General features: G+C 51.1%; 17 protein-coding genes. 7 read left to right on the top strand and 10 right to left on the bottom strand.

The features are described 5' to 3' along the window. Positions 1 to 301: 301 nt before the first annotated feature. The 10 genes from D3H35_RS29180 to D3H35_RS30485 all read right to left on the bottom strand — a co-directional run bounded on the left by D3H35_RS29180 (position 302) and on the right by D3H35_RS30485 (position 7628). Complete coding sequence (locus D3H35_RS29180) at positions 302 to 538, bottom strand: response regulator (RefSeq protein ID WP_119152591.1); 237 nt, start codon at positions 536 to 538, stop codon at positions 302 to 304. 218 nt (positions 539 to 756) lie between these two features. Further along, complete coding sequence (locus tag D3H35_RS29175) at positions 757 to 1239, bottom strand: sensor histidine kinase (RefSeq protein ID WP_119152590.1); 483 nt, start codon at positions 1237 to 1239, stop codon at positions 757 to 759. Positions 1240 to 1255: 16 nt separating this feature from the next. Further along, positions 1256 to 2317 (bottom strand): cache domain-containing sensor histidine kinase, encoded by a 1062-nt coding sequence (locus tag D3H35_RS29170; RefSeq protein ID WP_119152589.1) that lies wholly within the window; start codon positions 2315 to 2317, stop codon positions 1256 to 1258. Between the two features lie 99 nt (positions 2318 to 2416). Further along, entirely contained in the window at positions 2417 to 3286 is an 870-nt protein-coding gene (locus D3H35_RS31560) for a beta-galactosidase trimerization domain-containing protein (RefSeq protein WP_233568235.1), read from the bottom strand. Beyond that, the gene (locus tag D3H35_RS33230; RefSeq protein ID WP_233568234.1) at positions 3169 to 3516 is read right to left on the bottom strand and encodes a hypothetical protein; all 348 of its coding nucleotides are present in this window, start codon (positions 3514 to 3516) and stop codon (positions 3169 to 3171) included. Before D3H35_RS33230 ends, D3H35_RS31560 begins: the two co-directional genes overlap by 118 nt. 115 nt (positions 3517 to 3631) lie before the next feature. Further along, the gene (locus D3H35_RS31555; RefSeq protein WP_199728646.1) at positions 3632 to 4417 is read right to left on the bottom strand and encodes an alpha-L-fucosidase; all 786 of its coding nucleotides are present in this window, start codon (positions 4415 to 4417) and stop codon (positions 3632 to 3634) included. Between the two features lie 19 nt (positions 4418 to 4436). Next, the gene (locus tag D3H35_RS29160; protein ID WP_119151988.1) at positions 4437 to 5279 is read right to left on the bottom strand and encodes a carbohydrate ABC transporter permease; all 843 of its coding nucleotides are present in this window, start codon (positions 5277 to 5279) and stop codon (positions 4437 to 4439) included. A 1-nt stretch (position 5280) separates the two neighbouring features. Continuing rightward, positions 5281 to 6165 (bottom strand): carbohydrate ABC transporter permease, encoded by an 885-nt coding sequence (locus D3H35_RS29155; protein ID WP_119152588.1) that lies wholly within the window; start codon positions 6163 to 6165, stop codon positions 5281 to 5283. 98 nt (positions 6166 to 6263) lie between these two features. Further along, positions 6264 to 6479, bottom strand: a complete 216-nt coding sequence (locus tag D3H35_RS29150; protein ID WP_119152587.1) for a hypothetical protein — start codon at positions 6477 to 6479, stop codon at positions 6264 to 6266. Positions 6480 to 7229: 750 nt separating this feature from the next. Continuing rightward, on the bottom strand, positions 7230 to 7628 hold the full coding sequence (locus tag D3H35_RS30485) for a hypothetical protein (protein WP_147355982.1): 399 nt from the start codon (positions 7626 to 7628) through the stop codon (positions 7230 to 7232). 823 nt (positions 7629 to 8451) lie between these two features. Between D3H35_RS30485 and D3H35_RS33225 the strand changes: the two genes are divergently transcribed. The 7 genes from D3H35_RS33225 (at position 8452) to D3H35_RS29110 (ending at position 14416) form a co-directional block, all read left to right on the top strand. Beyond that, positions 8452 to 8664 carry a hypothetical protein gene (locus tag D3H35_RS33225; protein WP_233568233.1) on the top strand — a complete coding sequence of 71 codons (213 nt, stop codon included), beginning with the start codon at positions 8452 to 8454 and terminating at the stop codon, positions 8662 to 8664. After that, positions 8613 to 8750 carry a hypothetical protein gene (locus tag D3H35_RS35225; RefSeq protein ID WP_411675192.1) on the top strand — a complete coding sequence of 46 codons (138 nt, stop codon included), beginning with the start codon at positions 8613 to 8615 and terminating at the stop codon, positions 8748 to 8750. Before D3H35_RS33225 ends, D3H35_RS35225 begins: the two co-directional genes overlap by 52 nt. Beyond that, a complete protein-coding gene (locus D3H35_RS29135) occupies positions 8708 to 9409 on the top strand; it encodes a hypothetical protein (RefSeq protein WP_119152586.1) in 702 nt (233 codons plus the stop codon). Before D3H35_RS35225 ends, D3H35_RS29135 begins: the two co-directional genes overlap by 43 nt. A gap of 401 nt (positions 9410 to 9810) precedes the next feature. Further along, positions 9811 to 10389 carry a carbohydrate ABC transporter permease gene (locus tag D3H35_RS29125; RefSeq protein WP_119152584.1) on the top strand — a complete coding sequence of 193 codons (579 nt, stop codon included), beginning with the start codon at positions 9811 to 9813 and terminating at the stop codon, positions 10387 to 10389. 1 nt (position 10390) lies between these two features. After that, complete coding sequence (locus D3H35_RS29120) at positions 10391 to 11233, top strand: carbohydrate ABC transporter permease (protein WP_119151988.1); 843 nt, start codon at positions 10391 to 10393, stop codon at positions 11231 to 11233. Between the two features lie 19 nt (positions 11234 to 11252). Beyond that, entirely contained in the window at positions 11253 to 13172 is a 1920-nt protein-coding gene (locus tag D3H35_RS29115) for an alpha-amylase family protein (RefSeq protein ID WP_199728645.1), read from the top strand. 182 nt (positions 13173 to 13354) lie between these two features. Next, a complete protein-coding gene (locus D3H35_RS29110; RefSeq protein WP_119152583.1) occupies positions 13355 to 14416 on the top strand; it encodes a cache domain-containing sensor histidine kinase in 1062 nt (353 codons plus the stop codon). The last annotated feature ends 73 nt before the right edge of the window (positions 14417 to 14489 follow it).

Below are 14489 nucleotides of genomic sequence, written 5' to 3'. Positions count from 1 at the left end.
GGCATAGCGGCGATTTGGATATCGAACGAAGCCAACCTATCCTTGATTACATTAGGGGCGTACAAATATCCGTGAAGCAAATCGTGCACCAGCTTGTTTTTGAGCAGGGGCAGCGCCGAGCGCATTTTGATCTCTCAGCCTATCGTGTTCGCGGCGGGACATCTCCCGGTCACGGATGTCCACGATCAATTTCCGCACGGCTTTCTCCAATTCGTCGAACTTCGTCGGCTTCAGCAACAGGTCGCGGATACCGATATGCATCGCGGTTTTGGCGTATTCAAAGTCTGGTAGCCTGTTAGCATCAGAATCTCAACTTCCGGGTAACGCTCCTTGACCGTCTTGGAGAATACGAGCCCATCCATCCCAGGCATCCGAATGTCGTAATGATGAAGTGGGGTCGCGTCTCCTCCACGAGAGCCAGACCGTCTTCTCCGTCCTCCGCTTCGCCAGCGACCATGCAGCCCCATCGTTCCCACGGCATGCTTTTCAAGCCTTCCCGAATCAACGGCTCGTCGTCCACGATGATCATTTTCAACATTGCTTATGCCTCCTTTGGCAATGAAGAGGCGATACGGATCCGGACGACTGTCCCTTCTCCCGGAACCGAATTGACCGTTCCCGTAATCCTTGCCGAAAATGTATCGAATGCGCTGATTCACGTTGCGAATGCCGATTCCGCTTCCTTTGGCTTGCGGATCGGCGATGCTTTCATCCGCCAGAAGCGCGTCGGCTTGTTTGGCGGTCATGCACCCCCCGTTATCCTCGACTTCGAAAATAATATCGCCGCCGTCGGCTTTTCTCCCTCGGACCCGAATTAACCCTTGGCCTTTTTTTCATTTGAACCCCATGCAGCAAAGCGTTCTCCACTATCGGCTGCAGAATGAGCTTCGGAATGACGATGGGAAGCAGCTCGTCTTCCATTCGGATATCGGCCTGGACGCGATCCCCGAACCTTACTTTCTGAATGTATAAATAATCCGAAATATATTTGATCTCTTCTTCGACTGTAATGAATTCCTTTTCCGTATTGATGCTGATCCTCATCAAATCTCCCAGAGCGGTCACCATGCCGCAGATGGGGTCAACCCCATTCATCTTCGCCATCCAATTGATCGATTCCAAGGTGTTGTACAAGAAATGAGGATTGATTTGAGCTTGCAACGCCTTAAGCTCGGATTGCTGGAGCAAAATTTTCCCTCGGTAGGACTCTTCGACGAGCGAATGAATTTGACTGACCATATGGTTGACGCCGTGCTCAATATCCCGATTTCATCCTTGCCGCCGCTTGGAAACGAAACGTCCAATCGCCCATCTGCACTTTTTTCATCGGGATCAGCATTCTTTTGATCGGACGTGTAATCGTTTGAGCGAAAATGCGGGCAAGCACGAAGGCGAACAGCAAAATGACCAAGGTAACGACGATCATCCATTCCCTTATCATGCGGCTGTCTTCGTAGAGCTTATCGAGAGAGATGATGCCTACGGTTTTCCAGCCCGTATACTCGGAGGTTCGAAAGGATACAAAATACCGCTCTCCCCCTATGGTCTGGATGGAGGAGCCTGAAGAGAAAGCCGCGATTTGCCGGATTTCCTCGACGGCTTGCGGTTGCCCGAAAGGCTCCGAAGCGATAACCGGGCTCCCGTTCTCGTCCATAAGCAGCACCGCCCCGCTTTGGTCGAAATCGACGTTTTTCAGCAAGTCGGCGACCATCGACGATTTTAGGCTAATAATGACGGTGCCAAGCGGTTTGACCGCCGTCTGCAGCTCGTTTATTTCGCGGACGGCATACAGCAGCCCGTGCTCTTGGGCGTCGTTCAGCCACTTCGTTTTCCCGCGATAAACGGAAGCCATCTCCACAAATTGCTTGGGAGTCGGTCCGTTTCCTTGCTCGTTGAAGCTGCTTGGAACTTTAACTACGAGGCCGTTGTTGCCGTATATTTCAATGGAACGCATGATTTGGCTGTTATAGTGGGTGATCATGATCGATTCGATTTCGTTCACGGCGGCGATTGTTTCCCTCTCGCTCATGGCGCCCATATCCGTGTTGAATACGCGCTGGATCGTTTGATCGAAAGCCAGAATGCCGGAAAGGTCATCGATCCGCTCCAAGGTGTAATCCACGCTGGTCGAAATTTGCTGCACGGTTTCCACGTTGTATCGGCTCGTTTTTTTTCCGAAGATGGCCGACGATTTGTAGTAAGAGGAAATTCCTATGCCAAGTACGGATGCGATGATGACCACGACGAAACAGAGAAATATTTTATCCTGGATTTTCAAGTCGATGAATCCCCGATACAGCCTTCTCATGATGCCCATGCCCTCAGCCCCTGCGCGGTTGTTGCCGAATATGAATCAAGCATACAGGCTCGTCCGCGTCTTGGACAGCCTGTATGCCGAAAATGAAGATAACCTCATTCAGCGAAACGAAAGCTCGATCATCTGATGTCCCGTAATCTTGGGAACCTTAAACTCGACTCGGCCTTGTCGGGTCTCGAAAGCTAACGGAACGTTCCCCGGAACGAGCGATACCGACTTTACGGGACGATCCTCACGGACCGAAATCGCGGTGTCGTAGAGAGGGATGACATCTTCCACGATATCCATGACCTTGCTGCGACGCTCCGGAATGTAGTGCAGCAGATGAACCACCTGTCGGGCTTCCTCCTCTTGCCTGTTCACTGTCGCGATGACCGTCGAAGGTCCGTCATGCTTGAGCAAAGGATCCGGCAGCAGCATGTCGATCGCGTTCCGAACCATTTGCTTCACCCACAAAGGCGCATTGTCATGATACTGGGTAAATACCGGATGGATGAAATAAATGACCCGGCCGCGCTTCACTATCGCCGGATATCCGATCTTGCCCGAGGAAGGCGAATGCAGGTGCGAGCTGAAATGCTCGAAAGATCGATTGAACACCGATGTGACGGCATCGACCAGCACTTCGCCGCCTTCCGATGCTTCCACCCAAGCACCCTGCTTGTACATGACGTGCTCCGCTTGATCCAACCCTTTGCCAACCTCTCCCTTAGGAACGACGAAATCCGGACTGTAAGGCGCATTGCCTTTGAAAATGACGCCCCATTCCGTTAAGGCAAACGAGTCTTTGTCCGGAGCAAGACCCGATTCGAAAGAGGCGATAACGCTGCCGCCCTCTTCAAGATATTGCTTCAGCCGCTGTGCGAAAGCATCGGAAACCGGTATGACGTCCGGAAGGATGAGCAGCCGGTATTTCGAGAAATCGGCCTCCGAGTCGATGAAATCGAATTGGTGTCCGCTCTCCTGCAGCAAGCGGCACACCCTTCCGACGCTTCGGGCAAGTTGCCGGTATCCGCGCCGTGAAACTCCTCCGGAGTAAAGACGCCGATATCCGTCACAGCCGTTACGTTGCGGCACCACGGCTCCTTCTTCTCTACTTCAGCGTACACTTCTCCGATCCGTTTATACATCGGGACTGAGAGGACGCCGGACGGTTCGAGCTGGTCGCCGATGCTGCACTTGGCGCCTTGCGCCAGCATGTTGTAACACTCGAATTCCAAAGCCGCCTTGTTACGGTATGAGGAATTGTCCCCCACGACGTATGGAATCTTCCGGTCATGCCGACCGTTTCGATGCCAAGAGTCCGGATGTACTTCACCGATACCGGGAAATCCATGTATCCCAAGGCCCGCCCGGAAGAGATTCGAATGCGGCATAGGTGTAGTTGTCCAGTACCGGCTTGTCTACCCGGCCTACATGTCCTTTGTTATAGAAAATATTGTAGTCCGGGTTGAAGGAACGCACCTGTTCGCTCATATCCCGCACCCATTCATGATAGGTATCCTCGGCGTAGCGCTGCCGGTCTTCCGCGTTTTTCGGATTCAAGCCCGCAGCCTTCATCCCTTTCAAGCAAGAAGGGCAAACGCACTCCACCACGAACGAAGCGTCGAACCATACGCCCTCTGCGGGAATCTCCTCCATCACTTCCTGGAGGTTCTCCTTCAAAAATTTGCGATACCCCGTATTCACGCAAAGATTCCGGTAAAAACCAGCCTCGAGGTAACCTCTCTTCTCGTGGTCGCTGTAACGGCCTTCCGCATCGATCGCCACCCATTCCGGGTGCTCCGTATACGAATAGACATCCCAGCGAACCGTTATATACAGATTTACGTGAATGCCGCGTTTGCGGCAAGCTTCCGCCTGCTGCTTAAGAATATCCCGTCCTTTCAGATGGAGATGTACGCGTTCCGAAAACTTTTTGGAGTCGTAGTACATCATCCCGTGGTGGCATCGAACGAACAGGTTGATGGAATCGACCCTTGCTTCATCCAGCGTAGCCGCAAACCGTTCGGCGTCGAAGTCGTTGCCTACTCCTTCAATCAGCTCGCTCGTATGGAAATCCAAGTGTATTTGGCGAAACTTTACTTCGTTGACTGACATGCTCATATCCTCCCCAATCCTACGATTTCACTGCGCCGGCTGTCATTCCGGAAATAATGCTCTTGCTGAGAAAAAAGTACACAATGAACGTCGGCGTTACGGTAAGCATGATGGCCGAGAAGGTCGCTCCCCAGTCCGTCATGCCGTAATTGCCTACATAATCGCGCAATCCCAAGGTGACGGTCAGCAAGCTCTTGGAGTTCAAGAAGGTGAACGGAAAAATAAATTCGTTCCAGGCGAACACGCCGTATAAGGTGGCGACCGTCACTACAATGTTGGCCGCCATCGGAAGCACGATGCTTACGAACAATCGGTACATCGAAGCGCCGTCCATGACAGCCGATTCCATCACTTCATTCGGCAAATACTTATAGAAGGAGACGAACAGGAAGATGGACACCGGCAAGCCGAAGCCGATCTGCGGCAAAATAACGCTCGTATACGTGTTAAGAAGATGCAGGTCCCGGAAGATCTGATAAAGCGGAATCAGCGTCACCTGAATGGGAACCATGATCCCGAACAAGAAGAACAGAAGCCCCGCCTTTCTGAAGCGAAATCTCAGCTTTTCCAACGCAAATCCGGCCATGGAGCTGAGAACCAGAATGCCCGCGAGAACAAAAACGACAACGATCAGACTGTTCCGGAAGTAGAGAAGCAGGTCGCTTTTGAGAATCGCGTTCACGTAATTGTCCAGATACAACGATTTGGGCAAAGCAAACGGATTGGAGCCAACCCGGAATTCATCGATTGTTTTGAAGCTGGAAACCAGAACCCACAGGATGGGGAAAATCTGGATGGCCAGCATGACGAGCAGCAGGGCCGGGAACAGGAAACGCCCGACCGATCTGCGCAGCGTTTCCATATTAATCATCCTTTTTCATTTGGAAGATTTGCATAACGAGTCCGACCAAGAGAAAACACTCAACGGCGATGAACACGGCAATCGCGCTGCCATACCCGTAATACATGCTGCTGAACGCTTGCTTATACATATAGGTGGCGACCAATTCGCTGGAAGTGCCGGGCCCGCCATACGTCAACAAGTACGGGATATCGAAGGACTTCAACGATCCGTTCAATACAAGAATGATGCTAGTAAAAATAATGCCTTTGATCATCGGGAGCTTAATATATCGATATAATTTCCATCCGGATGCTCCATCCATCCGCGCCGCTTCGATGACCTCTTCCGATATGCTGATGAGAGCGGAATAGAAAATCACCATATACACAGCCGCGAACTTGTAGCCCTCCGCGATTGCCACGATGAGCAGCGAACGGTGGGGATCGGACAACCATTCGGAATCCAGCATCGAGGGCTGGAACCAGCTCAAGAAATAGTTGAGCATGCCTACCGGATTGACGGAAAAGACGTTCTGAAAGATTTGAACGAGCGCAACCGTGGAAAGAACCACCGGCGCGAAATAGAGCGTCTGAAAAATCTCGCGGCCCCGCTTGATCTTAGTTAACAAAACGGCAATGAATAAACCAACGGACACTTGAAAAACGACGTTCACGATCGTGAATACGATATTGTTCTTGAATACTTGCCAGAATACGTCGTCTTCCGTAAACATCCGAATGTAATTATCGAATCCCGTAAATTTCATCGGGGAAATGCCGTCCCATTCGTAAAAGCTGTAGACGGCGGACCAGCCGATCGGGAGCAATACCGTAAAGACGTAGACCACTAATGCCGGCAATAGGAACACCGTTATATACGACTTGCGGCTCAAATATTTTTCCATTGTTCCTCATTCCCGACTTTATGGTTTAGCTTGAGAGGGAAAGGGACAGCCGGAGGAGCCTTGCTTCTTTTCCTCCGGCGGCCCGCTCCTACGCGAGCTTATTTCTGGTCTTTGAAGAAGGAAGGCGCGTTCCGGCCGATCGCTTTGTCCACTTTCTCCGCGAATTCCTCCGGCGTAATGAGTCCGAGCGCCAATTCGTTAGCGGTCGATCCCACGACTTCATTGGAAGCCGGGTCCAGCTTATCGTCCCAGGAAACGCCGCCTTTAGCTACCGCTTCCAAGTCCAAAGAGAAATCTTTCGCCAGCTTGAACACATTAGAAGGAAGGTCTCCATTCATAGGCGAGAGATAGCCCCAACATCGAATGCCGCTTGGTTATAATGCTCCACGACGAACTTGAAGAATCTTTTCGTTTCCGCATCGAACGTTTCTTTGTTGAACGCATACGCCAAGCCTGCCGTAATCGAGGTGTTCGGACCGTTATTCTCGGCTCCGGCCACCTCCGGGATGAAGAAGTATCCGATTTCGCCGCTGTCATATTTGTCCTTGAACTGCGCGAGCTCCCACGACCGTTGTAATGGATGACGGCATTGCCGCCAGGAAAAAGTTCAAGGTTTGCGTATAATCCATGCTGCTGAAGCCTTTTTGGAAATACCCGCCTTGCCGAGCGTGGAAAGCAAGTTCGCCGCTTTCATGCCGATTTCTCCGGTAAACTTTTCGTCCCCGTCTTCAGCTTGTCGATGAATTCCGTATGGGTCAGACGAAGAGGGATGAACGACAGGTAACGAACCAGCTGCCACATCTCCTTGCGGATACCGCGATCGGCGTATAACCTCCGCTTTCAGCTTCGCCGCCGCATCGACGAACTCGTCGAAGGTTGTAGGTACTTTAATGTTGTTTTCTTCGAACGGCTTCTTGTAATACCAGAAGGCTTCGCCGTATTTGCCTCGGGGAAGAGGTACAGGTTTCCGTCGCTAAAGGAAAGGAAATCGATAGCAGCTTTGTTGAACTCGTCGAACATGCGAATTCCTGAAGCGTGGCTTTGATGTCCACCAGACGGCCTGCTTAGCCAGATTTTCGCTCAACAGTCGTTCGGGATTTTAAAGAAGTCGGAAGCTGATTGCCCGCGATATAAGTTCTAAGCTTTTGAAAATATTGCGTGTCATTCGGAATCGACTCGATCTCCACTTCGAAATTCGGGTTCACTTCTTTTTGGTATGATCGATCAACGATTTCATGACTCGGTAATCGGCATTGTTTTTGTTGCCTTGGTGAAGAAACGGAGCTTTTTCTTGGGTTGGCTGTCGCTGACCCTGTATCGCTGTTAGAAGCGCCTGTGTCGATAGCTGTACGCTTGGCGAGGCGTTGCTGTTCGAGCTTCCATTGCGCACCCGCAAGCAGGTGACTGACATACAGAACTAAAGTGAGCACCCTAAAACTTGAAGTTACGCATGTCATATCCAATTTGATTTGCCTAGGCTTCTATGTAGCTACTGATTAACGGTAACTTGATTATAGGATCGCCCGACGGAAAAAAAATCAGCATTTTGACTTGATCTATCAATAGACCCGGCAGTAAAAATCGGGATGGATGAAAGCTTGTCGCATTGGCTTATCCGAAATGCCATGAGCTGCTCATTGGGCAATATTGTGCTACATTTGACGGACTGCATCAGGTCAAATTGCCCAATGAGCAATTTTGCTCATTGGGCAATAGACGGATAAGAGACTCAATGCGAGCTTTCATCTCCGATTTGATATCTGCGGGTCAAATTTTGATAGATCAAGTCAAAATGCTCTGATTCGTCGGGGCGATCCTATAATCAAGTTCGGTTAATCAGTAGCTACGATAGAAGCCTAGGCAACAAATTGGGGATATGAATGCGTAACTTCAAGGTTTTAGGGTGCTCACTTTAGTTCTGGTATTGTCAGTCAGCCTGCTTGCGGGGTGCGGCAATGGAAGCTCGAACAGCAACGCCTCGCCAAGCGGTACAGCTATCGACACAGGCGCTTCTAACAGCGATACAGGGTCAGCGGACAGCCAACCAAGAAAAAGCTCCGTTTCTTCACCAAGGGCAACGAAAACAATGCCGATTACCGAGTCATGAAATCGTTGATCGATCAGTACCAAAAGAAGTGAACCGAATTTCGAAGTGGAGATCGAGTCGATTCCGAATGACACGCAATATTTTCAAAAGCTTAGAACTTATATCGGGCAATCAGCTTCCGGACTTCTTTAAAATCCGAACGGACTGTTGAGCGAAAATCTGGCTAAGCAGGGCGTCTGGTGGACATCAAAGCCACGCTTCAGGAATTCGGCATGTTCGACGAGTTCAACAAAGCTGCTATCGATTTCCTTTCCTTTAGCGACGGAAACCTGTACCTCTTCCCGAGGGCAAATACGGCGAAGCCTTCTGGTATTACAAGAAGCCGTTCGAAGAAAACAACATTAAAGTACCTACAACCTTCGACGAGTTCGTCGATGCGGCGGCGAAGCTGAAAGCGGAGGGTTATACGCCGATCGCGGTATCCGGCAAGGAGATGTGGCAGCTGGTTCGTTACCTGTCGTTCATCCTCTTCGTCTGACCCATACGGAATTCATCGACAAGCTGAAGACGGGGGACGAAAAGTTTACCGGAGAAATCGGCATGAAAGCGGCGAACTTGCTTTCCACGCTCGGCAAGGGCGGGTATTTCCAAAAGGCTTCAGCAGCATGGATTATACGCAAACTTGAACTTTTTCCTGGGCGGCAATGCCGTCATCCATTACAACGGTCGTGGGAGCTCGCGCAGTTCAAGGACAAATATGACAGCGGCGAAATCGGATACTTCTTCATCCCGGAGGTGGCCGGAGCCGAGAATAACGGTCCGAACACCTCGATTACGGCAGGCTTGGCGTATGCGTTCAACAAAGAAACGTTCGATGCGGAAACGAAAAGATTCTTCAAGTTCGTCGTGGAGCATTATAACCAAGCGGCATTCGATGTTGGGGGCTATCTCTCGCCTATGAATGGAGACCTTCCTTCTAATGTGTTCAAGCTGGCGAAAGATTTCTCTTTGGACTTGGAAGCGGTAGCTAAAGGCGGCGTTTCCTGGGACGATAAGCTGGACCCGGCTTCCAATGAAGTCGTGGGATCGACCGCTAACGAATTGGCGCTCGGACTCATTACGCCGGAGGAATTCGCGGAGAAAGTGGACAAAGCGATCGGCCGGAACGCGCCTTCCTTCTTCAAAGACCAGAAATAAGCTCGCGTAGGAGCGGGCCGCCGGAGGAAAAGAAGCAAGGCTCCTCCGGCTGTCCTTTCCCTCTCAAGCTAAACCATAAAGTCGGGAATGAGGAACAATGGAAAAATATTTGAGCCGCAAGTCGTATATAACGGTGTTCCTATTGCCGGCATTAGTGGTCTACGTCTTTACGGTATTGCTCCGATCGGCTGGTCCGCCGTCTACAGCTTTTACGAATGGGACGGCATTTCCCCGATGAAATTTACGGGATTCGATAATTACATTCGGATGTTTACGGAAGACGACGTATTCTGGCAAGTATTCAAGAACAATATCGTATTCACGATCGTGAACGTCGTTTTTCAAGTGTCCGTTGGTTTATTCATTGCCGTTTTGTTAACTAAGATCAAGCGGGCCGCGAGATTTTTCAGACGCTCTATTTCGCGCCGGTGGTTCTTTCCACGGTTGCGCTCGTTCAAATCTTTCAGAACGTCTTTTCCGTCAATCCGGTAGGCATGCTCAACTATTTCTTGAGCTGGTTCCAGCCCTCGATGCTGGATTCCGAATGGTTGTCCGATCCCCACCGTTCGCTGCTCATCGTGGCAATCGCGGAGGGCTACAAGTTCGCGGCTGTGTATATGGTGATTTTCTATTCCGCTCTCATCAGCATATCGGAAGAGGTCATCGAAGCGGCGCGGATGGATGGAGCATCCGGATGGAAATTATATCGATATATTAAGCTCCCGATGATCAAAGGCATTATTTTTACTAGCATCATTCTTGTATTGAACGGATCGTTGAAGTCCTTCGATATCCCGTACTTGTTGACGTATGGCGGGCCCGGCACTTCCAGCGAATTGGTCGCCACCTATATGTATAAGCAAGCGTTCAGCAGCATGTATTACGGGTATGGCAGCGCGATTGCCGTGTTCATCGCCGTTGAGTGTTTTCTCTTGGTCGGACTCGTTATGCAAATCTTCCAAATGAAAAAGGATGATTAATATGGAAACGCTGCGCAGATCGGTCGGGCGTTTCCTGTTCCCGGCCCTGCTGCTCGTCATGCTGGCCATCCAGATTTTCCCCATCCTGTGGGTTCTGGTTTCCAGCTTCAAAACAATCGATGAATTCCGGGTTGGCTCCAATCCGTTTGCTTTGCCCAAATCGTTGTATCTGGACAATTACGTGAACGCGATTCTCAAAAGCGACCTGCTTCTCTACTTCCGGAACAGTCTGATCGTTGTCGTTTTTGTTCTCGCGGGCATTCTGGTTCTCAGCTCCATGGCCGGATTTGCGTTGGAAAAGCTGAGATTTCGCTTCAGAAAGGCGGGGCTTCTGTTCTTCTTGTTCGGGATCATGGTTCCCATTCAGGTGACGCTGATTCCGCTTTATCAGATCTTCCGGGACCTGCATCTTCTTAACACGTATACGAGCGTTATTTTGCCGCAGATCGGCTTCGGCTTGCCGGTGTCCATCTTCCTGTTCGTCTCCTTCTATAAGTATTTGCCGAATGAAGTGATGGAATCGGCTGTCATGGACGGCGCTTCGATGTACCGATTGTTCGTAAGCATCGTGCTTCCGATGGCGGCCAACATTGTAGTGACGGTCGCCACCTTATACGGCGTGTTCGCCTGGAACGAATTTATTTTTCCGTTCACCTTCTTGAACTCCAAGAGCTTGCTGACCGTCACCTTGGGATTGCGCGATTATGTAGGCAATTACGGCATGACGGACTGGGGAGCGACCTTCTCGGCCATCATGCTTACCGTAACGCCGACGTTCATTGTGTACTTTTTTCTCAGCAAGAGCATTATTTCCGGAATGACAGCCGGCGCAGTGAAATCGTAGGATTGGGGAGGATATGAGCATGTCAGTCAACGAAGTAAAGTTTCGCCAAATACACTTGGATTTCCATACGAGCGAGCTGATTGAAGGAGTAGGCAACGACTTCGACGCCGAACGGTTTGCGGCTACGCTGGATGAAGCAAGGGTCGATTCCATCAACCTGTTCGTTCGATGCCACCACGGGATGATGTACTACGACTCCAAAAAGTTTTCGGAACGCGTACATCTCCATCTGAAAGGACGGGATATTCTTAAGCAGCAGGCGGAAGCTTGCCGCAAACGCGGCATTCACGTAAATCTGTATATAACGGTTCGCTGGGATGTCTATTCGTATACGGAGCACCCGGAATGGGTGGCGATCGATGCGGAAGGCCGTTACAGCGACCACGAGAAGAGAGGTTACCTCGAGGCTGGTTTTTACCGGAATCTTTGCGTGAATACGGGGTATCGCAAATTTTTGAAGGAGAACCTCCAGGAAGTGATGGAGGAGATTCCCGCAGAGGGCGTATGGTTCGACGCTTCGTTCGTGGTGGAGTGCGTTTGCCCTTCTTGCTTGAAAGGGATGAAGGCTGCGGGCTTGAATCCGAAAAACGCGGAAGACCGGCAGCGCTACGCCGAGGATACCTATCATGAATGGGTGCGGGATATGAGCGAACAGGTGCGTTCCTTCAACCCGGACTACAATATTTTCTATAACAAAGGACATGTAGGCCGGGTAGACAAGCCGGTACTGGACAACTACACCTATGCCGCATTCGAATCTCTTCCGGGCGGGCCTTGGGGATACATGGATTTCCCGGTATCGGTGAAGTACATCCGGACTCTTGGCATCGAAACGGTCGGCATGACCGGAAGATTCCATACGTCGTGGGGGGACAATTCCTCATACCGTAACAAGGCGGCTTTGGAATTCGAGTGTTACAACATGCTGGCGCAAGGCGCCAAGTGCAGCATCGGCGACCAGCTCGAACCGTCCGGCGTCCTCTCAGTCCCGATGTATAAACGGATCGGAGAAGTGTACGCTGAAGTAGAGAAGAAGGAGCCGTGGTGCCGCAACGTAACGGCTGTGACGGATATCGGCGTCTTTACTCCGGAGGAGTTTCACGGCGCGGATACCGGCAACTTGCCCGAAGCGTCGGAAGGGGTGTGCCGCTTGCTGCAGGAGAGCGGACACCAATTCGATTTCATCGACTCGGAGGCCGATTTCTCGAAATACCGGCTGCTCATCCTTCCGGACGTCATACCGGTTTCCGATGCTTTCGCACAGCGGCTGAAGCAATATCTTGAAGAGGGCGGCAGCGTTATCGCCTCTTTCGAATCGGGTCTTGCTCCGGACAAAGACTCGTTTGCCTTAACGGAATGGGGCGTCATTTTCAAAGGCAATGCGCCTTACAGTCCGGATTTCGTCGTTCCTAAGGGAGAGGTTGGCAAAGGGTTGGATCAAGCGGAGCACGTCATGTACAAGCAGGGTGCTTGGGTGGAAGCATCGGAAGGCGGCGAAGTGCTGGTCGATGCCGTCACATCGGTGTTCAATCGATCTTTCGAGCATTTCAGCTCGCACCTGCATTCGCCTTCCTCGGGCAAGATCGGATATCCGGCGATAGTGAAGCGCGGCCGGGTCATTTATTTCATCCATCCGGTATTTACCCAGTATCATGACAATGCGCCTTTGTGGGTGAAGCAAATGGTTCGGAACGCGATCGACATGCTGCTGCCGGATCCTTTGCTCAAGCATGACGGACCTTCGACGGTCATCGCGACAGTGAACAGGCAAGAGGAGGAAGCCCGACAGGTGGTTCATCTGCTGCACTACATTCCGGAGCGTCGCAGCAAGGTCATGGATATCGTGGAAGATGTCATCCCTCTCTACGACACCGCGATTTCGGTCCGTGAGGATCGTCCCGTAAAGTCGGTATCGCTCGTTCCGGGAACGTTCCGTTAGCTTTCGAGACCCGACAAGGCCGAGTCGAGTTTAAGGTTCCCAAGATTACGGGACATCAGATGATCGAGCTTTCGTTTCGCTGAATGAGGTTATCTTCATTTTCGGCATACAGGCTGTCCAAGACGCGGACGAGCCTGTATGCTTGATTCATATTCGGCAACAACCGCGCAGGGGCTGAGGGCATGGGCATCATGAGAAGGCTGTATCGGGGATTCATCGACTTGAAAATCCAGGATAAAATATTTCTCTGTTTCGTCGTGGTCATCATCGCATCCGTACTTGGCATAGGAATTTCCTCTTACTACAAATCGTCGGCCATCTTCGGAAAAAAAACGAGCCGATACAACGTGGAAACCGTGCAGCAAATTTCGACCAGCGTGGATTACACCTTGGAGCGGATCGATGACCTTTCCGGCATTCTGGCTTTCGATCAAACGATCCAGCGCGTATTCAACACGGATATGGGCGCCATGAGCGAGAGGGAAACAATCGCCGCCGTGAACGAAATCGAATCGATCATGATCACCCACTATAACAGCCAAATCATGCGTTCCATTGAAATATACGGCAACAACGGCCTCGTAGTTAAAGTTCCAAGCAGCTTCAACGAGCAAGGAAACGGACCGACTCCCAAGCAATTTGTGGAGATGGCTTCCGTTTATCGCGGGAAAACGAAGTGGCTGAACGACGCCCAAGAGCACGGGCTGCTGTATGCCGTCCGCGAAATAAACGAGCTGCAGACGGCGGTCAAACCGCTTGGCACCGTCATTATTAGCCTAAAATCGTCGATGGTCGCCGACTTGCTGAAAAACGTCGATTTCGACCAAAGCGGGGCGGTGCTGCTTATGGACGAGAACGGGAGCCCGGTTATCGCTTCGGAGCCTTTCGGGCAACCGCAAGCCGTCGAGGAAATCCGGCAAATCGCGGCTTTCTCTTCAGGCTCCTCCATCCAGACCATAGGGGGAGAGCGGTATTTTGTATCCTTTCGAACCTCCGAGTATACGGGCTGGAAAACCGTAGGCATCATCTCTCTCGATAAGCTCTACGAAGACAGCCGCATGATAAGGGAATGGATGATCGTCGTTACCTTGGTCATTTTGCTGTTCGCCTTCGTGCTTGCCCGCATTTTCGCTCAAACGATTACACGTCCGATCAAAAGAATGCTGATCCCGATGAAAAAAAGTGCAGATGGGCGATTTGGACGTTCGTTTCCAAGCGCGGCAAGGATGAAATCGGGATATTGAGCACGGGGCGTCAACCATATGGTCAGTCAAATTCATTCGCTCGTCGAAGAGTCCTACCGAGGGAAAATTTTGC

Source organism: Cohnella faecalis, from assembly GCF_003570905.1.
Lineage (GTDB): Bacteria > Bacillota > Bacilli > Paenibacillales > Paenibacillaceae > Cohnella > Cohnella faecalis.
This window is presented reverse-complemented; position numbering and strand designations above follow the sequence as displayed.